Origin of the sequence: Microbacterium sp. NPDC077644, from assembly GCF_040702785.1 — a bacterium.
In the GTDB taxonomy this organism is placed as follows: Bacteria; Actinomycetota; Actinomycetes; order Actinomycetales; family Microbacteriaceae; genus Microbacterium.
In genome coordinates this window covers 1,194,315-1,217,891 of the sequence record NZ_JBFBME010000001.1, presented here as the reverse complement: position 1 = coordinate 1,217,891, position 23,577 = coordinate 1,194,315, and the positions used below count along the sequence as shown (strand labels likewise).

The following is a 23,577-nucleotide window of genomic DNA, read 5'->3' as shown; positions in this document are numbered from 1 at the left end:
CTCGAACCATGGCCGCTCCTCGTTCTTCAGCCCGTGGTGGCACAGCCCGCGGCGGAGCGAAGGCGACCAGGGTTCCGCAGGTCTCCTGGCGCGAACCGCGTCCGGCACCGGTCGTGCTCGTGTCGGGTCCTGAAGAGGTCTGCGCCGAACGGGCGATCGCCGGCATCCGCGACTATCTGCGCGCCGAGGACCCAGCACTCGAGGTGAGCGACGTCCGCGCCGACGACTACGCGCCCGGAACTCTCCTCTCGCTGACCTCTCCTTCTCTGTTCGGCGAGCCGCGGCTCGTCCGTGTGTCCGGTGTCGAGAAGTGCAACGACGCGTTCATCCAGGAGGCCGTGGCCTACCTCGACCATCCGCAGGAGGGGGCTACCGTCATCCTCCGCCACACCGGGGCGAGCGTGCGCGGCAAGAAACTGCTCGACGCACTCCGTGCCGGATCGGGCGACGGCATCGAGATCGCCTGCCCGACGATCAAGCGCGACAGCGACCGGGTCGACTTCGCTTCGGGCGAGTTCGCCGCGGCGCGGCGCCGGATCGCGCCGAGCGCGCTGCGCGCCCTGGTCTCGGCCTTCGCCGATGACCTCACCGAGCTCGCCTCCGCCTGCCAGCAGCTCATCCGCGACGTCGACGGCGACATCTCCGAAGAGACGGTCACCCGCTACTACGGCGGGCGCGTCGAGGTCTCCGCCTTCGTCGTCGCCGACACCGCGATCGCGGGGCGGTACGGGGAGGCGCTGATCGCGCTGCGGCATGCGCTCGACTCCGGCGCCGATCCCGTGCCGATGGTGGCTGCCTTCGCGATGAAGCTGCGCACCATGGCCAGGGTCGCCGGTCACCGCGAGCCCAGCCGCAGCCTTGCCCAGCGCCTCGGTATGAAGGACTGGCAGGTCGACCGCGCCCGGCGCGACCTCAGCGGCTGGAACGAACGATCCCTGGGACTGGCGATCCAGGCGACCGCACGAGCCGACGCCGAGGTCAAAGGGGCCGCCCGCGATCCGATCTTCGCGCTCGAGCGCATGGTCACCGTGATCGCTACCCGGGCGCCGTTCGGCGAACAGGCATAGGCTCCGCTCGTAGGCTGGGAGCATGAGACTCCTGCTGATCCGTCATGGCCAGACCCCCAGCAACGTCGCCGGCGCGCTCGACACGGCGCGTCCCGGCGCCCCGCTGACCGCGCTCGGGCGTGCGCAGGCGGCCGCGATCCCCACGGTGCTCGCGGCGGAGTCGCTCGACGCGGTCTACGCCTCGCCGCTGATCCGCACCCAGCTCACGGGTCGCCCCCTCGCCGACGTCCGCGGACTCGATATCGTCGTCCGGGAGGGGCTGGAGGAGATCTCGGCCGGAGACTACGAGATGCACACGGACGCGGGTGCCGTGCAGGCGTACGTCGAGGCCGGATGGCGCTGGGTGAACGGCGACCTCGACCACGCCATCGCCGGCGGCGAGAGCGGCCACGACTTCTTCGACCGCTTCGACGCGGCGATCGCCGAGATCGCACGGTCGCACGATTCCGCCGTCGTCGTGAGCCACGGCGCGGCGATCCGTGTGTGGGCCGCGACCCGCTCGGCGAACATCCCGTCGGCCGAGGCCGCACGACGACGGCTGCAGAACACCGGCATGTGCGTGCTCGAAGGCGACCCCGAGCGCGGCTGGCTGCTCGAGGACTGGCGCGAGGAGCCCCTCGGGGGCACGGACCTGGAGGACAGGCTCGCGCACGACGTCACCGGGGAGCCCGAGGACGCAGAAGAGGTGATCGCCGAGGGGCGCTGACACGATACGACGAAGGCCCGCCCCGCGAACGGGACGGGCCTTCGTGAAACCGAGCGGCTCAGAGAGCGGCGACCTGCTTGGCGATCGACGACTTGCGGTTCGCAGCCTGGTTCTCGTGGATGACGCCCTTGCTGACGGCCTTGTCGAGCTTCTTCGAGGTGACCTTCAGCGAAGCCTCGGCAGCGGCCTTGTCGCCCTTGGCGATGGCCTCGCGGGTACCGCGGACGAGGGTCTTGAGCTCGGACTTCACAGCCTTGTTGCGGATGCGAGCCTTCTCGTTGGTCTTGTTGCGCTTGATCTGCGACTTGATGTTTGCCACGCGTGACGCTTTCGTTCAGTGATTGATGGGAAGTGCCGTGAGCAGGAAGAGGGCTGCCTCCGGCGGTCGTGAGGGACGAACCCACACGCAAGCCAAGAATCGAGTCTACCAGGTCTGGCAGGGATCCATTGCGCGTCGCTCCCGCGAGGGGGTGCGGATGCGGCATGCTGGGCGTACTCGACCCGAAGGAGCGGCGGATGACCGATGCCGGCACCCCATTCTCGCGCATGCCCGCCGGCCTCCGATGGTCGGCCGCGACGGCGGCCTTCCAGATCGAGGGGGCCCGCACCGCTGACGGTCGGGGACGCTCGATCTGGGACGACTTCGTGGATGCGCCGGGCCGCGTGCGCGACGGCTCGACCGCCGAGCCGGGACCGGACAGCTATCACCGGGCTGCGGAGGACATCGACCTGCTGCGCGGGCTCGGCGTGGACCGGTACCGGTTCTCGATCTCGTGGGTGCGCGTGCAGCCCGATGGCACCGGCGCCGTATCGGCACCGGGCCTGGACTACTACGACCGTCTCGTCGACGGTCTGCTGGATGCGGGCATCACGCCGTTCCCGACGCTCTACCACTGGGATCTGCCGAGTGCCCTGGAAGCGCGGGGAGGATGGCTCGACCGCGACACCGCCGGGCGCTTCGCCGATTATGCGGCAGTGGTCGCCGAGGCCCTCGCCGACCGGGTCAAGCACTGGTACACGATCAACGAGCCGGTCTCGACGTCGCTGCAGGGCTATGCGATCGGGGAGCTCGCTCCGGGCAGGCAGCTGCTGTTCGACTGCCTGCCCACCGTCCACCATCAGCTCCTCGCGCACGGCAGGGCGGCCGCAGCGCTGCGGGAGCGCGGAGCCGAATCCGTCGGCATCGTGAACAACCACACTTGGGTGATCCCGGCATCCGCATCCGAGGCCGACCGCGAGGCCGCTCACGTGTACGACCTCATCCACAACCGGCTGTTCGCCGACCCCGTCCTCACCGGTCGGTATCCCGATCTCGCGCCCCTGGGGGCCGAAATGCCGATCCGCGACGGCGACATGGACGCCATCACGGTGACGAGCGACTTCTACGGCGTGAACTACTACAACCCGACGACGATCGCCGCAGCTCCCGCGGGCGCGCCGGTGCCGTTCGTCCAGGTGCCGACGCCCGATGCCGAGCACACCGGCTTCGGCGAACTGTGGCCGATCGTTCCCACAGGTCTCACGGCATTCCTCGTGGATGCGAAGGAGCGCTACGGCGATGCCCTTCCTCCCGTGGTCATCGGAGAGAACGGCGCATCGTTCCCGGAACCGGACCACCCGACAGAGGCGATCGAGGATCGTCGGCGGATCGCCTACCTGCAGGGCCACATCGCCGCCGTGGCGGATGCCGTAGACCAGGGCGTGGACGTCGAGGAGTACACCGTGTGGAGCCTGCTCGACAACTTCGAGTGGGCGGACGGCTTCACCCAGCGCTTCGGACTGGTGCATGTCGACCATGAGACCTCGCGTCGCACGCCCAAGGCATCATTCGCCTGGTACCGCGACCGGATCGCGAGCACCCGGTGAACGCCCTCCGGCCCCGGGGCGGTCGCGTCGGCGGCCTGTGGCTGACGCTGTTCGGCATCGCCTGGCTGGCGGTCTGGACGGTGCAGCTCACCCCCGTCCAACTGCTGCTGCCCCTGCAGCTGGACACCCCCGGTGGGAAGACGGACTGGATCACCGGCGTCATCTGGTCAGGGCTCATCCTCTCGATCGGAGGTCTGGCCGGAGTGATCGCCGGTCCGCTGGCCGGGATGCTGTCGGATCGGACGACCTCGCGCTGGGGGAGACGGCGCCCCTGGGCGATCGGGGGAACGCTGCTGACCGCCGCAGCGCTGCTTGTCACCGGCGTCGCGGGCGATCCTGTCGGCGTCGGAGCGGCCTGGGTCGGCGTGTCCGTGGGTATCGCCGTGCTCTCCGCGGCGCTGACGGCGATGATCGCCGACCAGGTGCTCGAGCAGCGGGGCACGGCATCCGCCCTGGTGAGCTCGGCCCAGGCCGTCGGCATCGTGGTGGGCGTGGGGGCCGTCGTCCTCCTCGGGCTCGGCATCGGCGCGAGCTACGTCGCCCTGGCGGGGTTCATCCTCGTCATCGGCGTCGGCACGGCGCTCATCCTCCCGGATCCGCACGTCGCAGGACTCGGGAGGTCCGTCGCGCCCGGCGGGAAGCGACCGACGTGGCGGCAGCGACTCGGCGCCCTGCAGGACAGGGACTTCGGCTGGGTGCTCGCCAGCCGCCTGACGGTGAACCTCGGAAACGCACTGGGAACCGCGCTGCTGCTGTTCTTCCTGCTCTACGGCGTCGGTTCGCCGGCCGAGAGCGCCGAGGACGACCTGCTCGTGCTCATCGTGATCTACACGGTCTTCGTGGTCGCGGCATCCCTCATCGCCGGGTCGATCTCGGATCGCACCGGCAGGCGCAAGCCGATCGTCATCATCGCTGCGCTCGTCCAGGCGCTGTCGGCTGTGCTGATCCTCATGTCGCCCACCTTCGTCGGGACGGCGATCGCCGCCGCGGTCATGGGCGTCGGATACGGCGCGTACATGGCGGTCAGTCTGGCGCTAGCGACGGATCTGCTTCCGCGTCCGGAGCACCACGCCCGCGACCTCGGGGTCGTGAACGTCGCAGCGAACCTCGGTCAGCTGCTCGGGCCGCTCCTCGGGGCGGGTCTGGTGGCCCTGGTCGTTGGATTCTGGCTGCTGTTCCTGGCCGCCGGCATCCTCTCGGTGCTCGGGGCGGTCATGACGATCGCCGTGCGGGCTCCTGTGACGCCTCGCTCCCATGCAGCGTCGCGATCGCCACGTCCAGCAGGGCGTTGAAGACGCGCGGCCGCATGGCGGTGACCAGGTGCGAGGTGCGCGGCACCACGATGAGTTCGGAGTGCGGGGTGAGCCTGCGGAACAGGCGCTCCTGCATCCGCAGCTGATCGAACTGGCCGTTGATCCACCACACCGGCATCGTGAGCCGGGTGAGGTCAGCGGCGAGGTCCAGAGCCCCCAGGCTCGCGAGTGCGATGTCCTGCGTGTCGAGCGCGTAACCACCGGCGGCGAAGTCCGGTCGCGTCTCCTCGGGAATCGTCGCTGCGAGCACGCGTTCGGTCAGCCACATGCCCCGGTCGGGCAGGGCGTCGAAGGCTCGCGCGAGCGTCCGATACGTGGCGAGCCCTGCACCGCGGGGGAACGCCGTGCACGACGCGCCGATGAACGCGGACACCGGGGGAGCGGCCTCCGATCCGGCGTACGCGACGGACACCAGACTGCCCATGGAGTGCCCGGCCAGCAGCACCGGCCCGCGGCTCGCGGCTTCCCGCACGGCCTCGTCGATCGTCGCGAACGCTGCCTCGAGGGTGAACGTCTCATCCATGCGCGACCCGTGCCCGGGCAGATCGACGGCGACGGCGGGGACGTCGCGCCCGGCGAGGTGCTCCAGTTGCGCGCGCCACATCGTGCGCGACGTGCGGATGCCGTGAACGAGGACGACCTGGACGTTCATGGTCACAGCATACGAAGAAGCGGGGCCGGTGGATGAACCACCGACCCCGCTCATTTCGACAGGCTCAATGGCCCGTCAGGGAATTACTTCTCCCAGCCCACGTTCTCCACCGGCTGGACGCCGAAGCCGTCCAGGCCCACGTAGGGCTCAGGGGTGAGGTTCGCAAGACCGGTCTTGACTGCCGAGATCGACGGACCGTTGTAGAGCGGGATGAGTCCCCACTCCTGGAAGATCTCCGCCTCGAGCTTCATGGCAGCAGCCGTCTGCTCGTCAGCGGTCGGCAGGGACTCGACCTCGTCGTGGATGCGCTGGTCGGTTTCCTCGTTCTGGACGCCCGAGAGGTTCAGGCCCATGTCCATGCAGTACAGCTGGCAGAACCAGGCCGCACCGAACGGGTCGGAGGAGGTGAAGCGCAGCGACGAGACGTCCCAGTTCTTCGAGGTGTAGTCAGCCGAGAAGTCGGTCGACGGACGGACGTCGATCTGAAGATCGATGCCGACCTCCTTCATCTGCTGCTGCAGCGCCTTGGCGAGCGCCTCCTGGGTGGCGTCGTCGCTCCAGACGGGGTAGACGACGGAGAGCTTCTCGCCGTCCTTCTCGCGGATGCCGTCTTCGCCCTCGGCCCAGCCGGCCTCGTCGAGGAGAGCCTTCGCGTCGTCCGGGTTGTACTCCCAGCCGGCCTCAGCCAGTGCGTTGGAGTAGCCGGGCTGGAACGGGAACAGCGTCAGGGATCCTGCCGGCTCCTCCTCGTAGTCCAGGCCGTTCCACGCGATCTGCTTCTGCTGGTCGATGTTGATGGCCTTGAAGAACGCCTCACGGACCTTGACGTCCGAGAACTGCGGCTTCTCCGCGTCGACCTGGATCAGCGTGTTCGCCGTCTGGGTCGAGCGGTAGATGGTGATGTCCTCCATGTCCTTGACCTGCTCGAGGCGGTCCTTGGTGTTGACACCGACCATGTCGACCTCGTCTGCCTTGAAGGCGTTGATCGAGGCCGAGGCCTCCATGCCCTGGAAGGAGACCTTGTCGAGCAGCGGCTCGTTGCCCCACCACTCCTCGTTCGGGACGAACGAGATGTAGTCGGAGTTGGCGTCGAACTCGTCGACCTTGTACGGGCCGGCGCCCCACTCGGGGTGCGGGTTGTCGATCATGGCCGTGTTGAAGGTCTCGGGGTCGGCCAGAGCCGGGTGGAGGATGCCGGTCAGGAACGGCATCTCCGGCCAGGCGAACTCGCCGTCGAACTTCACGATGGCGGTCTTGGCGGTGTCGCCCTCCTCGACCGAGACGATGGACTTGTATCCGTCGGTCGCGTTCGGGTTGAACTCCTCGTTCGTGCCGTTGTTGGCCTTCCAGGTCGCCTCGATGGCCGTCCAGTCCATGTCGGTGCCGTCGTTCCAGTGCGCCTCATCCGTGAAGGTGAAGGTGATCTGGGTGTTGCCGTCGACCGTCTCGATCTTCCACTCGTCGAGGTACGCGTCATTCTTGTACGGCGTGCCGTCGTCCTCCTGCAGGAGGACCTGGGGCATGTACCACGCGGCGACGCGTGCGGTGTCAGCAGAGCCGTCTCCGTTGAACGCGTTCAGCTGCTCCGGGATCTCGTTGATCGGGAAGCGGACCTCTCCGCCCGTCTGCAGGTTCTCGCGGGGCTGCGGGTTGTAGTCGGAGAACGCGGTCTCGGTCGGCTCGTTGCCGCCGTCGCCACTGTCTCCGCCGTCGCCGGACGACGCACAGCCCGCGAGGGCAAGTGCGAGGGCTCCGCTGAATGCGATCGCCCCCATCAGCTTGTGCTGCTTCATGGTGCTCCTTTCGCCTTTCGGCGTGTCATATTGCGACAATAGTTCGCACCACGGCGGAATTCTCGCGCTCGGAGTGAATGGCGCCTAACTGTTATCGGACGGTGACCCTCTGTTACCGGCCGTTAACAGAGCATCACCGGCCGACGGGTTCGGCCTGCATCGTCTCCGGGTTGAAGATCAGCCTTTCGCGCCCGCGCTCGATATCGGGATCGGGCACCGGGATGGCCGAGAGCAGCGCTTTCGTGTAGGGATGCTTCGGGTTCTCGAAGATCTCGTCGACGTCGCCGTGCTCGACGAAATCGCCGAGATACATCACCGCGACGCGATCGGCGATGTGCCTGATCACGGACAGGTCGTGCGCGACGAACAGATACGACAGGCCGAGCTTCACCTTCAGCTCGTCGAGCAGGTTGATGACGCCGGCCTGGATCGACACGTCCAGCGCCGAGACGGGCTCGTCGAGCACGATGATCTTCGGGTTCGTGGACAGGGCGCGGGCGATGCCGATGCGCTGGCGCTGACCGCCGGAGAACGCTCCGGGGAACCGGTCGATGTGGGCGGGGTTGAGGCCGACGAGATCCATGAGCTCCCGCACGCGGCGGTGCACCTCGTCCTTGGGTGTGCCGATGGCGTGCAGCGGCTCGGCGATGACGTCGGCGACGGTCATGCGGGGATCCAGTGCGCCCATGGGGTCCTGGAACACGATCTGGATGTCGCGGCGGACCTTGCGCTCGATCTTTCGGCTCGTGATGTCGTTGACGCTCGTTCCGTTGATGACGATGTCTCCGCCGTCCTGCTTGACGAGATCCATGATCTGCAGCAGCGTCGTCGTCTTGCCCGAACCGGACTCGCCGACGATGGCCATCGTCTCGCCCTCGCGCACGTCGAACGTGACGTTCTTGACGGCGTGGACTTCGCCGACCTTGCGCTTGAGGAACGCGCCCTTCAGAAGCGGGAACGTCTTGTTCAGGTTCCGGACGTCGAGGGTCACGGGGCGCTGTTCGCGGGGCGTGCGCGTCAGGTCGCTCTCCGGCGCCTCGTGCACGGGATAGACCGGGAGTCCGCCGATCATCCCGCCGTCCGAGATCTCATCGGCGCGGATGCAGGCGGCCTGGTGCGGCGCACCGGTGCCGGTCGAGACGTCGACGAGGTCGGGTTCGCGCGTGCGGCACGCGTCGATCGCGATCGGGCAGCGGTCGGCGAACGGGCAGGCGTCGGGGAGATCGATCAGCAGCGGCGGGTTGCCCTTGATGGGTACCAGCGGCTCCTTCTCGGCCTTGTCGACGCGCGGAATCGCTCCGAGGAGTCCGATCGAGTACGGCATCCGCGTGTGGTGGAAGAGCTCGCCCACGGGCGCGTGCTCGATGGGCTTTCCCGCGTACATGACCATGACGTCGTCGGCCATGCGCGCGACGACGCCCATGTCGTGGGTGATCATGATGGTCGCGGCGCCCGTCTCCTGCTGCGCCTTCTCGATCAGGTCGAGGATCTGCGCCTGGATCGTGACGTCGAGCGCGGTCGTCGGCTCGTCGGCGATGATCAGTTTCGGGTTGTTCGCCATCGCGATGGCGATGACGACGCGCTGGCGCATGCCGCCGGAGAACTCGTGCGGGAAGCCCTTCATGCGCTTCTCCGGCTGCGAGATCCCGACGAGGGTCAGCAGCTCGATCGAGCGATCCCACGCCTGCTTCTTGGTCAGGCCGCGGTGCACCGTGAGCGCCTCGATCAGCTGGTCGCCGATCGTGAACACCGGGGTCAGCGAGGTCAGCGGGTCCTGGAAGATCATCGCGAGGCCGTTGCCGCGGATCACCGACATCTGCTTGTCGGACTTGCCCAGCAGTTCCTGGCCGTCGTAGATGATCGAACCGGTGACCTTGGCGTTCTCGTCGAGCAGGCCCATGATCGCCAGCGAGGTGACGGACTTGCCGGAGCCGGACTCGCCGACGATGCCGAGGGTCTTGCCCTCCTCCAGGTCGAACGAGACGCCGCGCACGGCGTCCACGCGCCCGGCCTCGGAGGCGAAGCTGACCTTGAGGTCGCGAACGGAGATGATGGCGCTCATGCGCGGCCTCCTGCAGCAGAGGTGGGATCGAGGGCGTCTCGCAGACCGTCCGAGACGAGTGCCATCGAGACGGTGAGCAGCGTCAGCGCCGCAGCGGGGAAGTAGAACAGCCATGGCGCGCTGGTGATCGTGTTCGCGCCGGAGCCGATGAGGGAGCCCAGCGACACGTCGGGGATCTTCACTCCGAAGCCGATGAACGACAGGCCCGTTTCGGCCATCACGGCGCCGACGATGCCGAGCGTGAAGTTGATCACGAGCAGCGAGCCGATGTTCGGGATGAGGTGGCGCAGCACGATCCGGAAGCCGCCGACGCCCATGTAGCGAGAGGCGTGCACGTACTCGCGCTCGCGCAGCGACAGCGCCGTGGTCCAGACGACGCGGGCGGGGAAGTACCAGCCCGTCACGAAGATCATGATCAGTGCGATGACGCGCCAGTCGCCACCGGAGCGGTTCGACAGCAGCGACAGGATCAGGAAGCTGGGGACGACCATCATGAAGTGGATCACCAGGAGCGTGAGCTTCTCGGTGCGCCCGCCGAAGTACGCCGCTGCGGTGCCGATGATGGCCGAGAGGATCGTCGTGCCGAGCGAGACCGAGACGGCGATCATGAGCGAGCGCTGCAGGCCGACGGCGACCTGTGCGAACGTGTCGTTGCCGGAGGCCGTCGTGCCGAACCAGTGATCAGCCGACGGGGCAGTGCCGAGGTTCAGGAAGTCCAATTCGACGTGGTCCCACTTCGCGATCAGCGGTCCGACGATCGCGAAGAGCACGAGCAGCACGAAGATGATGATGCCGCCGACGGCCGGCTTGTTGCGCATGAAGCGACGGGTGTACAGCGTCCATTTCGACATCGGCTTGCCGCCCGCGTTCTTCGCGGGTGCAGGGGCCTCGGCGACCGTGGTGGTGGGGTCGATCATTTCACTCATGCTCAGCTCACCCTCACTCGCGGGTCGAGGACCACGACGATGATGTCGGACAGGATCGCACCGATCGCCACCATGACGGCGCTGAAGGCCGCGACCGCGACGACGCCGTTGATGTCGCTCTTGACGATGGTCTCGATGAAGTACTTGCCCATGCCGTTCCAGGCGAAGATCGTCTCGGTCAGGATCGCGCCGGTGAAGATGCCGGGGATGCTGAACGCGACCTGCGTCGCGACGGGGATGAGCGAGGTGCGCAGCGCGTGCTTGCGGATCGCCTGCTGCTTGGTCAGGCCCTTGGCGCGCGCGGTGCGGACGTAGTCGGCGTTGATGTTGTCCAGGAGCAGCGTGCGCTGCAGGAAGTGGGTTCCCGCGTAGCCCGTGATGACCAGGGCTATCGTGGGCAGGGTCACGTGCTGCAGTTTGTCGATGAGCACGGGGAAGAACCCTTCGACCCCCTTGCTCGCCGCCCCGGTGACGAAGAAGATCCGGGCGCCGAACAGGTCGTTGATCGCGATGGCGAGAAGGACCAGGCCGAGAGCGGCGACGATGACGTTGATGTTCATCGTGATGATCGAGGTCGCCTGGCCGATGCGGTCGGCGAGTTTGTACTGACGCGATGCGGTGTACACGCCGAGCGCGATGCCCAGCACGGTCATGATCACCGTTGCGCCGAGAACCAGCTCCGCGCTCACCCACATGCGGTAGGCGATCTGCTCGTTGATCGAGCCGCCGGTCGGGCTCACGCCCCAGTCCCAGCGGAACAGGATGGAGCTGAACCAGTTCCACCACCGCTCCCAGATCGGCACGGTGTCGCTGAGGTTGCGCGGCTCGAGGAGGTTGACGATCTGCTCTTCACTGAGCGGAGGGCGTCGACCGACGAAGTTGTTCCGGGGGTTCAGGAAGCCCCACGCAAGGAAGAACGTGATGTTGGTCGCCACCACGATCATCAGCAGCCAGCCGAGGAATCGGCGCAGGAGATACTTGATCAAGGTGTTGTCTTTCTCTTTGCAGGCGCGCTCGGGATCGGCCGACGCAACGCTGAGTCGGATGTATTCAAACATCTCGGGCTCGTTTGTGCGACCGATCCGGACAGCGTCTGGTACGGAGTCGGGTTGCAACTGACACTCGGTGTCGCCGATCTGTACAGGGCAACCTCGCGAGACTATCACCGGTCATGGCGAATCGAGCATTAGGTGCGCCTGACCGTAGACTGCTGGAGACATGTCACCACGCGCCCTCACCCCGCTCTCGCCTGCCGCAACGCCGCCGGCGCAGATCCGGAACTTCTGCATCATCGCCCACATCGACCACGGCAAGTCGACCCTCGCCGACCGCATGCTGCAGATCACCGGTGTCGTCTCCGACCGCGACATGCGGGCGCAGTACCTCGACCGCATGGACATCGAGCGCGAGCGGGGCATCACGATCAAGAGCCAGGCCGTCCGGATGCCGTGGGCCCTTCGACAGGCTCAGGGACCGGACCAGGTATACGCCCTGAACATGATCGACACCCCCGGACACGTCGACTTCACGTACGAGGTCTCGCGCTCCCTGGCCGCGTGCGAGGGCGCGATCCTGCTCGTGGACGCCGCCCAGGGCATCGAGGCCCAGACTCTGGCGAACCTGTACCTGGCGCTCGAGAACGATCTGCACATCATCCCCGTGCTCAACAAGATCGATCTGCCCGCCGCTGACCCCGACCGCTTCGCCAAGGAGCTCGCCGACCTCATCGGCGGCGACCCCGACGACGTGCTGCGCGTGTCGGGCAAGACCGGTGTCGGCGTCGAGGAGCTCCTCGACCGCATCGTCGCAGACATCCCGGCTCCGGTCGGCGATGCCGACGCACCGGCCCGCGCGATGATCTTCGACTCGGTGTACGACGCCTACCGCGGCGTCGTCACCTACGTGCGCATGGTGGACGGGAAGCTGGAGCCGCGCGAGCGCATCCAGATGATGTCGACCCACGCCAACCACGAGCTCCTCGAGATCGGCGTGTCGAGTCCGGAGCCGATCCCGTCGAAGGGCCTCGGCGTCGGCGAGGTGGGCTACCTCATCACCGGCGTGAAGGACGTGCGCCAGTCGAAGGTCGGCGACACCGTCACGACGAGCCGGGACGGCGCGATGCAGGCACTGGCGGGCTACACCGACCCCAAGCCCATGGTCTTCTCCGGCATCTACCCGATCGACGGCAGCGACTACGCCGAGCTGCGCGAGGCGCTTGACAAGCTGAAGCTGTCCGATGCCTCCCTGCAGTACGAGCCCGAGACCTCCGTCGCCCTCGGCTTCGGCTTCCGATGCGGGTTCCTGGGGCTCCTGCACCTCGAGATCATCACCGAGCGGCTCAGCCGCGAGTTCGGACTCGACCTCATCACGACGGCGCCGAGCGTGATCTACGAGGTGACCACCGACACCGGCGACACGGTCACGGTCACGAACCCGAGCGAGTACCCGGACGGGCGCGTGGCGTCGGTCGCCGAGCCCATGGTCAAGACGGCGATCCTGCTGCCCAAGGACTACGTCGGCACGGTGATGGAACTGTGCCAGTCGCGGCGCGGATCGCTACTCGGCATGGAGTACTTCTCCGAGGAGCGCGTCGAGCTCCGGTACATGATGCCGCTCGGCGAGATCGTGTTCGACTTCTTCGATCACCTCAAGTCCAAGACGCAGGGGTATGCGAGTCTCGACTACGAGCCCGCCGGCCAGCAGACCGCCGACCTCGTCAAGGTCGACATCCTGCTGCAGGGCGACAAGGTCGACGCGTTCAGCGCGATCGTGCACCGCGACAAGGCCTATTCCTACGGGACGCTCATGACGGAGCGGCTGCGCAAGCTCATCCCCAGGCAGAACTTCGAGGTCCCGATCCAGGCCGCGATCGGCGCGAGGATCATCGCCCGTGAGACCATCCGCGCGCTCCGCAAGGACGTGCTCGCCAAGTGCTACGGCGGCGACATCAGCCGCAAGCGCAAGCTGCTCGAGAAGCAGAAGGAGGGCAAGAAGCGCATGAAGATGGTCGGACGGGTGGAGGTCCCCCAGGAGGCGTTCATCGCAGCGCTGTCCGGCGACGTCGACGGCAAGGACAAGAAGTAGGACGAGCCCCGTCCGGGGCATCGTTCAGGTAACGGAAGTAGTCTGGATCTCATGCGGCGCGGGACTTTCCGAGACGACACGGTCGACTATGCGGCGGTCGGGGCGACGCACGCGCCCGATCTCATGCAGTATCCGCCGGAGCGCAGCACCCCGGCCGAGGAGACCTGGCGGCTGGGCAGCGGCGAGGAGCGATTCCGCACCGCCGGAGACGCTCTGCTGTCGTGGACGGCGCAGCGCGCCGCAGGTCTGACCGTCGAGGACGTGCGCCCGGCATCCGGCCCCGCGTACGCGGGAGTGAGCTTCGACGCCGACGGCAATCCGGTCGCGCCGAGCAAGCGCGAGGTCGAGCAGCGCTTCGACGCGGAGGGCACGCCCTTCGCCGGCCCCGGAATGACGCTGCGGCTGCGCGGACGCGTGGCCGGCATGCGCGCGGATGCCGAACTGCGCGTGATCTCGGTCACCGAGGAAGCACGCCGAATCGGCCTCGTGCTCGGAACCGTGGGCGGCTCCGTCGTCAGCGGCGAGGAGCTCTTCGACATCGAGTGGCGCGACGACGACTCGGTCTGGTTCACGGTGCGCGCGTTCGATGCGCCCAACTCCGTGTTGTACCGGATGGTGCCCGGCCTGCTCGGGCGGCGTCGCAAGGAGCTGTTCGCCCGGTACCTGCGGGCGATCTCTCCGCTGTACACCACGCCTCTGTGATGGCGGGACCACTGCCGATCGGCGATCCGGCACCCCGCGACGGTGCGCTGCCCGCCGACCTGTCCGTCGATCGGGATGTGCCGTTCTCGGCCTACCTCCACGTACCGTTCTGCCGCGTGCGCTGCGGCTACTGCGACTTCAACACGTACACGTCAGGGGAACTGCGCGGAGCGCGTCAGGACGAGTACGCCGACACGCTGATCAGGGAGATCGCGCTGGCCGGGCGCGTGCTCGGCGACGCCGGCGCCCTGCGCCCGATGGACACGGTGTTCTTCGGCGGCGGCACGCCGACGCTCCTGCCACCGGGCGACCTGGCGCGGATGCTGGATGCCGCCGTATCGGCATTCGGAATCACCGACGGCGCCGAGGTCACGGTCGAGGCGAATCCCGACACCGTGACGCCCGAGGTCGCCCGCACCCTCGCGGATGCCGGTGTGACCCGGCTGTCGGTGGGCATGCAGTCCGCCGTGCCGCACGTGCTCGCAGCGCTTGACCGCACGCACCGCCCGGAGAACGTGCGGACGGCCGTCGACGCCGCGCGGGAGGCGGGCCTCGCCGTGAGCGTGGACCTCATATACGGCGCCCCCGGCGAGTCGCTCGCCGACTGGGAGGCCTCTCTGGATGCCGCGACCGCACTCGAGTCCGATCACATCTCGGCGTACGCGCTGATCATCGAGGATGGCACCAAGCTCGCCAGGCAGATCCGTCGGGGTGAGGTGCCGGCCCCCGACGACGACCTCCAGGCCGACATGTACGAGCTTGCGGACGAGCGGCTCGCGGCAGCAGGTTTCGACTGGTACGAGGTGAGCAACTGGGCGCGTCGCTCTTCGACAGGCTCAGGGATCGACAACCGTTCGCGGCACAACCTCGCGTACTGGCGGGGGAGCGACTGGTGGGGCTTCGGCCCCGGGGCGCACAGTCACGTCGCGGGGCTGCGGTGGTGGAACGTGAAGCACCCGGCGGCCTATGCGCAGCGGCTCGCGGCATCCGAATCGCCGGCGGCGGGCACCGAGCGTCCCGGCCGCGAGGCCCACCTGCTCGAGCGCGTGCTGCTCGAGACGCGCCTGGCGGAGGGGATGGCGGCATCCGATCTTCCCGAGGCGAATCGTGCGCGTGTCGCAGGCCTCATCGCTGACGGCCTGGTGGATGCTGGAGCCGCCATCCGCGGCCGCATCAGACTGACCCTGAAGGGGCGTCTTCTCGCCGACGCGGTGGTGCGCGAGCTGACCGATTAGCTCAGCGAGTAGAATTGGCACTCGAACTGTACGAGTGCCAGCGGAGAGGAGTGCATGATGGTCACCGAACGCGGGCTGCAGGTGCTCCGGGCGATCGTGCAGGACTACGTCGAGACGCACGAGCCCGTCGGCAGCAAGTCGATCGTCGACCGGCACTCGTTCGGCGTCTCCGCCGCGACGATCCGCAACGACATGGCGCTCCTCGAGGACGAGGAGCTCATCGCAGCGCCGCACACGTCGTCGGGCCGGGTGCCGACAGACAAGGGCTACCGGGTCTTCGTCAACCACCTCGCGCAGCTGCGTCCGCTCTCGGGCGCCCAGCGCACCGCGATCGAATCCTTCCTCACCGACCCGGCAGACCTCGACGACCTCATGGTGCGGACTGTGCGCGTGCTGACGCAGCTGACCGGTCAGGTCGCCCTCGCGCAGTACCCGTCGTTCGCCCGCGCCCATCTGACGCACATCGAACTCGTCTCGCTCGCACCCAACAGGCTCCTCGTCGTGCTCGTGACCGACGCGGGCGGGGTCTCGCAGCGCATCGCCGTGCTGCCCGCCGATCTCGACGAGTCCGACGTCGCGGTGCTGCGGGCGCGGCTGTCCGCGCAGCTGACGGGGCAGACCGTTCGGGAGGCCACCGACCGCGTCCAGACGCTCGGCGAGGGCTCCGAGGGCACGCGCGTGGATCAGGCGATCAGGCTGCTCGCCGGGATCATCGGCGAGGAACTCGCGGAATTCCGCCAGGAGAGGCTCGTCATGGCCGGGGCGGCGACGCTCGCGCGGCGCGAGCAGGACTTCCGCGGCAGCATCCACCCTCTGCTCGAAGCGATTGAGGAGCAGGTGACGCTGCTGCGGTTGATGAGCGAGATGGTCACGGACGAGCAGGGCCTCGCGGCGAGCATCGGCACCGAGAACGAGGCATTCGGACTTCCGGAGGCGTCGATCGTCGCGAGCAACTACCTGGCACCCGGCGGGACGGCTCGTGTCGGCGTGATGGGCCCGACCCGCATGGATTATCCGAGCAACCTCGCGGCGGCGCGGGCCGTGGCCCGCTACCTGTCCAGGCTGCTCGACGAGGACGAGGCGAGCCGCTGAGCGGCTCTGCCGGAAGCACGCACACGCAGGAAGGTGATTGTGGCGGACCACTACGAGGTCCTCGGGGTGTCGCGAGACGCGTCGACGGATGAGATCAAGAAGGCGTACCGGAAGCTGGCGCGTCAGCTGCACCCGGATGTGAACCCCGGTGAGGATGCGGCGGAGCGGTTCAAGCTCGTCACGCACGCGTACGACGTGCTCAGCGACGAGGACTCCCGTCGCCGTTACGACATGGGCGGCGGAGACGGCGCCGGCGATTTCGGCGGCTTCGGCGGGTTCGGCGACATCTTCGAGACGTTCTTCGGAGCGGCTCAGGGCGGCGGACGCGGCGGGCGGCCCCGGTCGCGCAGGGAGCGCGGCCAGGATGCGCTGGTGCGCGTGACGCTCGACCTCGGCGACGTCGTCTTCGGCGCGCATCGCGACATCGAGGTCGACACGGCCGTGCTGTGCGAGACGTGCCAGGGATCGTGCACGCAGCCCGGCACGTCCCCTGTCACGTGCGACATCTGTCACGGCACGGGCCACGTCCAGCGCCAGGTGCGCAGCCTGCTCGGCAACGTCGTCACCTCGCAGCCGTGCGGCAGCTGCCAGGGCTACGGCACCGTCATCCCGCATCCGTGCGGGACGTGCAACGGCCAGGGGCGCGTGCGCTCGCGCCGCACGGTGTCGCTTGACATCCCCGCCGGCGTCGAGACCGGGCTGCGCCTGCAGCTGCCGGGGTCCGGCGAGGTCGGACAGGCCGGTGGACCCAACGGTGACCTGTACGTCGAGGTGACCGTCTCACCGCACGCCGCGTTCAGCCGCGACGGCGACGACCTCCTCGCGACGCTCGAGGTGTCGATGGCCGACGCCATCCTCGGGACGGAGACCTCGATCGACGGCCTCGACGGCAAGGTCGACCTCGAGATCCGGCCGGGTGTGCAGTCCGGTGACGTCCTCACGATCAAGGGCCGGGGCATCACACCCCTGCGCGGCAACCAGCGCGGTGACCTGCGGGTCGGCGTGCAGGTCGTGACGCCCACCAAGCTCGACTCCGCGCAGCGCGCCCTCATCGAGGACTTCGCGAAGAAGCAGAAGGCTCCCGGTCCCCAGCTCGCGCAGTTCCAGCAGGGGCTGTTCTCGAAGCTGCGCGACCGCTTCAAGCACTGACCGTCCGATCGATCGGAGATCCCCGTGGCCCTGCACTTCCTCGTCGAGAGCTGCACCGGTGCCGCCGTCGGCGACATCGTGGAGCTGATGGGTGCCGAGGCGAAGCACGCGGCCGTCGTCCGGCGGGTGCGCGTGGGGGAGTCGGTCACGCTCGGCGACGGCCGCGGCGTGTGGCTCGAGGGCGAGGTGCGGGATGCGTCGCCCTCCCGTGTCGATGTCCTTATCACCGGACGTTCGGCGACGGAAGCGCCGCCAGTGCGGCTGATCCTCGCGCAGGCGCTCGCGAAGGGCGATCGCGACGAGCTCGCGGTGCAGGCCGCCTGCGAGCTCGGGGTCGACGAGGTCGTGCCCTGGCAGGCATCCCGCAGCGTCTCGCGCTGGGAGGGCCCGAAGGCCGTGAAGGGTCGCGCGCGCTGGACGACGATCGTCCGCGAGGCCGCCAAGCAAGCGCACCGGCCGTGGGTTCCTGCCGTCACCGAGCCCGCGTCGACCAAGCAGCTGGTTGCGCGTGCGGCGGATGCACGGATGCTGATCCTCGACCCGACCGCGACGACCCCGCTGTCCGAGATCGCAGCCGATGACCGCGACCTCGTGCTCGTGGTCGGCCCCGAGGGCGGGATCTCACCTGAGGAACTGGCCGCGTTCGAGGCGGCAGGCGCAGAACGCGTCAGACTCGGCGACACCGTGCTGCGCACGTCGACGGCCGGCCCCGCGGCCATCGCCGTCCTCTCCGTCGCCCTCGGTCGCTGGTAGCCCGCCTCGGCGCGCTTCCCGCTCCAGCACCCGCGCCAGCATCCACAGACCTCTCGTTGCCTACGAGACCCCACCTGAATTACGTGATTCCGAGGAGGTTTCGTCGCTGAGGAGAGGTCTGTGGATGCTGCGGTGAGGCGCGCGCCTGACGGCAGCCGGGCCTGAAGACACCCGCCCACGTAGAATGAGAGCATGACCGAACCGTCGATCTTCACTCGCATCCGCACCGGCGAGATCCCCGGTGAGATCGTGGTCGACGCCGGCACGGTGTTCGCGATCCGCGACATCAATCCGCAGGCTCCGCTGCACATGCTCGTCATCCCCAAGACCGAGCAGTACCGCGACGTCACCGAGCTCGCAGCCGGAGATCCCGGGCTGCTGGCGGACATGGTGGCCGTCGCGAAGCAGATCGCCGATGAACACGCGAACGGCGAGTATCGTCTGATCTTCAACAACGGACCCAGCGTCGCGCAGTCCGTCTTCCACGTGCACGCCCATGTGCTCGGCAATCTCGAGGAGAACAAGCTCGTTGGCTTCTGACGATTCGACCACCCCGTCCGTGACAGAGCGCATCTACGCGGACGGCGTCGCCATGGTGCAGCTGCTCGGTCCGCAGGACCGCCTGCTGCGCATGCTCGAGAAGCAGCACCCGGACGTCGAGGTGCTCGTCCGCGGCAACGAGATCACGCTGACCGGCGAGCCGTCCCTCGTCGCCGACGCGAAGGCGCTGGTCGACGAGCTCATCACGATCACGCGCGAAGGTGCGGATCTCGCGCCCTCGGATGTCGAGACCTCGGCGCGGATGCTCCGCCACGATGGCGGTCCGCGCCCGAGCGAGGTGCTCGGCGAGGCGATCCTGTCGACCCGCGGCAAGGTGATCCGCCCGAAGACCCCCGGGCAGAAGGACTACGTCGACGCGATCGACGAGAACACGATCGTCTTCGGCATCGGTCCGGCCGGCACGGGCAAGACCTACCTGGCGATGGCGAAGGCCGTGCAGGCGCTGCAGCGCAAGGAGGTCGACCGCATCATCCTCACGCGCCCTGCCGTCGAGGCGGGCGAGCGGCTCGGCTTCCTCCCCGGCACCCTGACCGACAAGATCGACCCGTACCTGCGTCCGCTGTACGACGCGCTCAACGAGATGATGGACCCCGAGATCGTCCCCCGCCTGATGGCGACCGGAACGATCGAGGTCGCACCGCTGGCGTACATGCGCGGTCGCACGCTCAACGACTCCTTCGTCGTGCTCGACGAGGCGCAGAACACGACGCCCGAGCAGATGAAGATGTTCCTGACCCGGCTCGGCTTCGGCACGAAGATGGTCGTCACCGGTGATATCACCCAGGTCGACCTGCCGCAGGGCGCATCGGGCCTGCGACTGGTCACCCGCGTGCTGAACGACATCGACGACATCCACTTCACCCGCCTCACGAGCGAGGACGTGGTGCGTCACTCGCTGGTCGGTCGCATCGTCGACGCGTACAGCGAGTACGACGAGCAGCGCACGGCCGCACGCCACGAACGCGAGCAGGCCGCGGAGTTCGCGAATCGAGCCGAGCGGCGAGCGGGGCAGCGCCCCGGCCCCCGCGATCGCATGCCCAGACGAGGACACTCATCATGATCGAGATCAACAACGAGTCCGCGATCGCCGTCGATGAGACGGTGCTGCAGCGGCTGACCGACTTCAACCTCGCGCAGCTGCACGTGAGCGCCGACGCCGAGGTCGCGATCGTCCTCGTCGACGAGGGCGCGATGGAGGCGCTGCACGTCCAGTGGATGGATGAGCCGGGCCCGACCGACGTGCTGAGCTTCCCCATGGACGAGCTGCGCCCCGGCACCGAGGACCGCCCGACCGCTCCAGGTCTGCTCGGTGACATCGTTCTGTGCCCGCAGGTCGCCGAGACGCAGGCGCAGGCAGCCGGTCACTCCCTGATGGACGAGCTGATCCTGCTCACCACGCACGGGCTGCTGCACCTGCTCGGCTTCGACCACGCAGAGCCCGACGAGGAGCGTGAGATGTTCGGGCTGCAGAAGGAGCTGATCAGCGGCTTCGCGCGCGCTGAACGCAGCCGATGACCGAGATCCTCCTGCTGATCGTCGCCGTCCTCCTGGTGGCGTTCGGCGGCCTGATGGCCGCCATCGATGCCGCATACAGCGTGACCTCGCGCGCGGATCTGTCGGTCATGGCCGCCGAGGGGCGGAACGCGACCGCTCTCGGCCGCATCGCGGACGACCTCGACGCGCACGTCAACGCCGTCTCGTTCATCCGCGTCATCGGCGAGGTGACGGCCGCCGTGCTCGTCACCGTGGCGTTCATGCTGCTCTTCGACAACATCTGGTGGGCGATGCTCGCCGCAGCGGTCCTCATGACCGGGATCACATTCGTGCTCGTCGGTGCGAGCCCGCGCGCGGTCGGCCGTCAGCGCTCCGAGGGCATGATCCGCGGCACCGCCGGGATCGTCCGCGGTGTGCGCATCATCCTGGGCCCGCTCGCCCAGGGACTCGTCGTGCTCGGCGACAAGGTGACCCCCGGCACCGGCCGCAGTTCGTTCACGAGCGAGAACCAGCTGCTGAGCATGGTCGATGAGGCGGCATCCAACGACCTCATCGAAGAGGACGACCGCGACCTCATCCACTCCGTGTTCGACTTCACCGACCAGTTCGTCCGGGCCGTCATGGTTCCGCGCACCGAGATGGTGACGGTGGATGCCGAGGCCACCACCGACGAGGCCATGGCGCTGTTCCTCGGGCGCGGCATCTCGCGCGCACCCGTGGTGGACGACGATGCCGATGACGTGGTCGGCGTGCTGTACCTCAAGGACCTCGTGCAGTTCGCCTACCGAGACGACTCGGCCTGGCGTGCGGCATCCATCCGTCCCATCTCGCGGCCCGCGACCTTCGTTCCCGAGTCGATGCGGGCGGAGACCCTTCTCCAGCAGATGAAGCGGGATGCCGTGCACGTGTGCATGGTGATCGACGAGCACGGCGGGATCTCGGGCCTGGTGACGCTCGAGGACCTCATCGAGGAGCTCGTCGGCGAGATCTCCGACGAGTACGACCACGCCGCCGCCGAGGTCGTCGACCTGGGCGGCGGGCGCTACCGCGTCAGCGCCCGGCTCTCGCTCGACGACGTCGGCGACCTGTTCGGCATCGAGCTCGAGGATGAGGACGTCGACTCGATCGGCGGTCTGCTCGGCAAGGCGGTCGATCAGATCCCGCAACCAGGAGTCACCGCGACGATCGACGGGCTCGTACTCACCGGCGGCGCATCCCGCGGACGCGGACGAGGCATCGCCACGGTGTTCGTCGAACGCGCCGCGGTACCAGCAGAGGAGATCGAGGATGACTGAATCGTTCCGCAGCGGGTTCGCGACCTTCGTCGGGCGCCCGAACGTCGGCAAGTCGACGCTCACGAACGCTCTCGTCGGCGAGAAGATCGCCATCACGAGCGAGAAGCCGCAGACCACCAGGCGCGCGATCCGCGGCATCCTGAACCGGCCCGCAGGCCAGCTCGTCATCGTCGACACCCCCGGCATCCACAAGCCGCGCACACTGCTCGGCGAGCGTCTGAACGACCTGGTCGAGCAGGTGCTCGGCGATGTCGACGTGATCGGATTCTGCGTGCCCGCGACCGAGAAGATCGGCCCGGGCGACCGGCGGATCGCGGCGTCCCTCGACGGCTACCCCCGTGCGAAGAAGATCGCGATCGTCACGAAGACGGACGTCGCCGAGCGCGACCAGATCACCGAGCGCCTCATCGAGGTCGACGCTCTGCGCGAGGACTGGGCTGCCGTCATCCCGCTCTCGGCGCTCACCCGCGACCAGCTCGACATCCTGACCGACGAGATGCTCGCGCTCATGCCCGAGGGCCCGGCGCTCTACCCGGACGGCGTCGTCACGGACGAGTCCGTCGAGGACCGCATCGCCGAGATGATCCGCGAGGCAGCCCTCGACGGCGTGCGCGACGAGCTGCCGCACTCGATCGCCGTCGTCGTCGATGATGTCGCGCCCCGCGAGGACAGCGATCTGACCGACGTGCACGCCTCTATCGTCGTCGAGCGGGACAGCCAGAAGGCGATCATCATCGGTCGCAAGGGATCGCGGCTCGCGGATGTCGGCAAGCGCGCCCGCGTCGGAATCGAGGAGCTGCTCGGCACCCGGGTGTTCCTGGGGCTCCACGTCAAGGTCGCAAAGGAATGGCAGCGCGACCCGAAGCAACTGGGTCGCCTGGGCTTCTGACATGGCCGTGCACTGGGTCGCGACGCAGTGGGGGAGCCCCGAGCAGTGGGATCTCCTCGAGCACGAACCGCCGCTACCGGGTGCCGGTGAGGTCACGGTCCGCGTGCACGCGGCCGGGGTGAACCCGGCGGATGCCAAGCACGTCGCCGCTCCGCGCGCGGGGATGCAGCTGCCCGTGCCGATCGGCTACGAGATCTCCGGCGTCGTCACCGCGGTCGGACCCGGCACGAAAATCGGCTCGGGTGCCGTTGCGGTCGGCGACGAGGTGCTGGCCTTCCGGGTACGAGGTGGATACGCCGACGAGGTCACGATCCCGGCCGAGAAAGCGTTCCACAAACCGGCGCGTCTGACGCATCCTGAGGCGGCGAACCTGCTGCTCGCCGGAACCACGGCCGCGCAGATGCTGGCCGTCACGCAAGCGGCCGAAGGCGAGACGATCCTCCTGCACGGCGCGTCCGGGGCGGTCGGAGTCAGCGTTCTGCAGCAGGCGGCGCTGCGCGGCATCCGCGTCATCGGCACAGCCAGCGCAACCAGAGCGGACGAGGTGCGACGGTTCGGAGGGGTCCCCGTGCTCTACGGCGACGGGCTCGCCCAGCGGGTGCGCGACATCGCCGGCGGGCCCGTCGCCGCGGCGCTCGACGCAGTCGGCACCGACGAGGCGGTGGACGTGTCGCTCGACCTTGTGCACGACCGCTCGCGCATCGTGACGATCGCGGCCGCAGCGCGCGCCCAGGCGGAGGGGTTCTCGTGGATCGTCGGCTCGCAGCCGGAGAGCACCCGATTCCGCGACGAGGTGCGTGCGGAGCTCATCGGACTCGCCGCGAGAGGAGACCTCGTCGTGCCCATGGCGGGCACATATCCACTCGCCGATGCGCGCGAGGCGCTGCGCGTCGTCGCGGCGGGGCACCCGGGCGGCAAGATCGCGCTGATCCCCTGAG

Annotated in this window: 22 protein-coding genes; 16 read left to right on the top strand and 6 right to left on the bottom strand. The window is 68.3% G+C overall.

The annotated features are described in order from the left end of the window. The first annotated feature begins 8 nt into the window (after positions 1-8). Together holA and AB0269_RS05885 are read left to right on the top strand one after the other, a co-directional pair. Entirely contained in the window at positions 9-1,067 is a 1,059-nt protein-coding gene (gene holA, locus AB0269_RS05890) for a DNA polymerase III subunit delta (protein WP_366210295.1), read from the top strand. A gap of 22 nt (positions 1,068-1,089) precedes the next feature. Beyond that, complete coding sequence (locus tag AB0269_RS05885) at positions 1,090-1,773, top strand: histidine phosphatase family protein (protein ID WP_366210294.1); 684 nt, start codon at positions 1,090-1,092, stop codon at positions 1,771-1,773. Between the two features lie 58 nt (positions 1,774-1,831). Here AB0269_RS05885 and rpsT read toward each other — a convergent pair whose 3' ends face one another. After that, the gene (gene rpsT, locus AB0269_RS05880; RefSeq protein ID WP_366210293.1) at positions 1,832-2,092 is read right to left on the bottom strand and encodes a 30S ribosomal protein S20; all 261 of its coding nucleotides are present in this window, start codon (positions 2,090-2,092) and stop codon (positions 1,832-1,834) included. 164 nt (positions 2,093-2,256) lie between these two features. On the opposite strand from rpsT, the gene AB0269_RS05875 reads away from it, so the two are divergent. Together AB0269_RS05875 and AB0269_RS05870 are read left to right on the top strand one after the other, a co-directional pair. Then, complete coding sequence (locus AB0269_RS05875) at positions 2,257-3,639, top strand: GH1 family beta-glucosidase (RefSeq protein ID WP_366210292.1); 1,383 nt, start codon at positions 2,257-2,259, stop codon at positions 3,637-3,639. Beyond that, positions 3,636-4,931 (top strand): MFS transporter, encoded by a 1,296-nt coding sequence (locus AB0269_RS05870; RefSeq protein WP_366210291.1) that lies wholly within the window; start codon positions 3,636-3,638, stop codon positions 4,929-4,931. The genes AB0269_RS05875 and AB0269_RS05870 overlap by 4 nt, the downstream gene beginning before the upstream one ends. Here AB0269_RS05870 and AB0269_RS05865 read toward each other — a convergent pair. From AB0269_RS05865 to AB0269_RS05845, 5 genes are all read right to left on the bottom strand, one after another. Beyond that, complete coding sequence (locus tag AB0269_RS05865; RefSeq protein ID WP_366210290.1) at positions 4,852-5,604, bottom strand: alpha/beta hydrolase; 753 nt, start codon at positions 5,602-5,604, stop codon at positions 4,852-4,854. The genes AB0269_RS05870 and AB0269_RS05865 overlap by 80 nt on opposite strands. A gap of 83 nt (positions 5,605-5,687) precedes the next feature. Next, the gene (locus tag AB0269_RS05860) at positions 5,688-7,397 is read right to left on the bottom strand and encodes an ABC transporter family substrate-binding protein (protein WP_366210289.1); all 1,710 of its coding nucleotides are present in this window, start codon (positions 7,395-7,397) and stop codon (positions 5,688-5,690) included. A 133-nt stretch (positions 7,398-7,530) separates the two neighbouring features. Continuing rightward, positions 7,531-9,459, bottom strand: a complete 1,929-nt coding sequence (locus AB0269_RS05855; RefSeq protein WP_366210288.1) for an ABC transporter ATP-binding protein — start codon at positions 9,457-9,459, stop codon at positions 7,531-7,533. Beyond that, positions 9,456-10,376 carry an ABC transporter permease gene (locus tag AB0269_RS05850; protein ID WP_366210287.1) on the bottom strand — a complete coding sequence of 307 codons (921 nt, stop codon included), beginning with the start codon at positions 10,374-10,376 and terminating at the stop codon, positions 9,456-9,458. The genes AB0269_RS05855 and AB0269_RS05850 overlap by 4 nt, the downstream gene beginning before the upstream one ends. Positions 10,377-10,387: 11 nt before the next feature. Then, positions 10,388-11,371 (bottom strand): ABC transporter permease, encoded by a 984-nt coding sequence (locus AB0269_RS05845; RefSeq protein ID WP_366210286.1) that lies wholly within the window; start codon positions 11,369-11,371, stop codon positions 10,388-10,390. A gap of 232 nt (positions 11,372-11,603) precedes the next feature. Between AB0269_RS05845 and lepA the strand changes: the two genes are divergently transcribed. The 12 genes from lepA to AB0269_RS05785 all read left to right on the top strand — a co-directional run bounded on the left by lepA (position 11,604) and on the right by AB0269_RS05785 (position 23,576). Beyond that, positions 11,604-13,469, top strand: a complete 1,866-nt coding sequence (lepA, locus tag AB0269_RS05840; protein WP_366210285.1) for a translation elongation factor 4 — start codon at positions 11,604-11,606, stop codon at positions 13,467-13,469. A gap of 51 nt (positions 13,470-13,520) precedes the next feature. After that, the gene (locus tag AB0269_RS05835) at positions 13,521-14,171 is read left to right on the top strand and encodes a DUF1990 family protein (RefSeq protein ID WP_366210284.1); all 651 of its coding nucleotides are present in this window, start codon (positions 13,521-13,523) and stop codon (positions 14,169-14,171) included. Next, on the top strand, positions 14,171-15,406 hold the full coding sequence (gene hemW, locus AB0269_RS05830; protein ID WP_366210283.1) for a radical SAM family heme chaperone HemW: 1,236 nt from the start codon (positions 14,171-14,173) through the stop codon (positions 15,404-15,406). The genes AB0269_RS05835 and hemW overlap by 1 nt, the downstream gene beginning before the upstream one ends. A gap of 57 nt (positions 15,407-15,463) precedes the next feature. Beyond that, positions 15,464-16,498, top strand: coding sequence for a heat-inducible transcriptional repressor HrcA (hrcA, locus tag AB0269_RS05825; protein ID WP_366210282.1), 1,035 nt, complete (start codon positions 15,464-15,466; stop codon positions 16,496-16,498). A gap of 39 nt (positions 16,499-16,537) precedes the next feature. Continuing rightward, positions 16,538-17,647 (top strand): molecular chaperone DnaJ, encoded by a 1,110-nt coding sequence (gene dnaJ, locus AB0269_RS05820; protein ID WP_366210281.1) that lies wholly within the window; start codon positions 16,538-16,540, stop codon positions 17,645-17,647. Positions 17,648-17,671: 24 nt separating this feature from the next. Then, positions 17,672-18,400: a 16S rRNA (uracil(1498)-N(3))-methyltransferase gene (locus AB0269_RS05815; protein WP_366210280.1), complete on the top strand. Its 729-nt coding sequence runs from the start codon at positions 17,672-17,674 to the stop codon at positions 18,398-18,400. A 192-nt stretch (positions 18,401-18,592) separates the two neighbouring features. Then, positions 18,593-18,940 (top strand): HIT domain-containing protein, encoded by a 348-nt coding sequence (locus AB0269_RS05810; protein WP_366210279.1) that lies wholly within the window; start codon positions 18,593-18,595, stop codon positions 18,938-18,940. 52 nt (positions 18,941-18,992) lie between these two features. After that, positions 18,993-20,021: a PhoH family protein gene (locus AB0269_RS05805; protein ID WP_366210515.1), complete on the top strand. Its 1,029-nt coding sequence runs from the start codon at positions 18,993-18,995 to the stop codon at positions 20,019-20,021. After that, the gene (ybeY, locus tag AB0269_RS05800) at positions 20,015-20,476 is read left to right on the top strand and encodes an rRNA maturation RNase YbeY (RefSeq protein WP_175988311.1); all 462 of its coding nucleotides are present in this window, start codon (positions 20,015-20,017) and stop codon (positions 20,474-20,476) included. Before AB0269_RS05805 ends, ybeY begins: the two co-directional genes overlap by 7 nt. Continuing rightward, positions 20,473-21,750: a hemolysin family protein gene (locus AB0269_RS05795; protein WP_366210278.1), complete on the top strand. Its 1,278-nt coding sequence runs from the start codon at positions 20,473-20,475 to the stop codon at positions 21,748-21,750. Before ybeY ends, AB0269_RS05795 begins: the two co-directional genes overlap by 4 nt. After that, positions 21,743-22,639 (top strand): GTPase Era, encoded by an 897-nt coding sequence (gene era, locus AB0269_RS05790; RefSeq protein ID WP_366210277.1) that lies wholly within the window; start codon positions 21,743-21,745, stop codon positions 22,637-22,639. Before AB0269_RS05795 ends, era begins: the two co-directional genes overlap by 8 nt. 1 nt (position 22,640) lies before the next feature. Further along, positions 22,641-23,576: an NADP-dependent oxidoreductase gene (locus tag AB0269_RS05785; RefSeq protein WP_366210276.1), complete on the top strand. Its 936-nt coding sequence runs from the start codon at positions 22,641-22,643 to the stop codon at positions 23,574-23,576. Position 23,577: the final 1 nt, after the last annotated feature.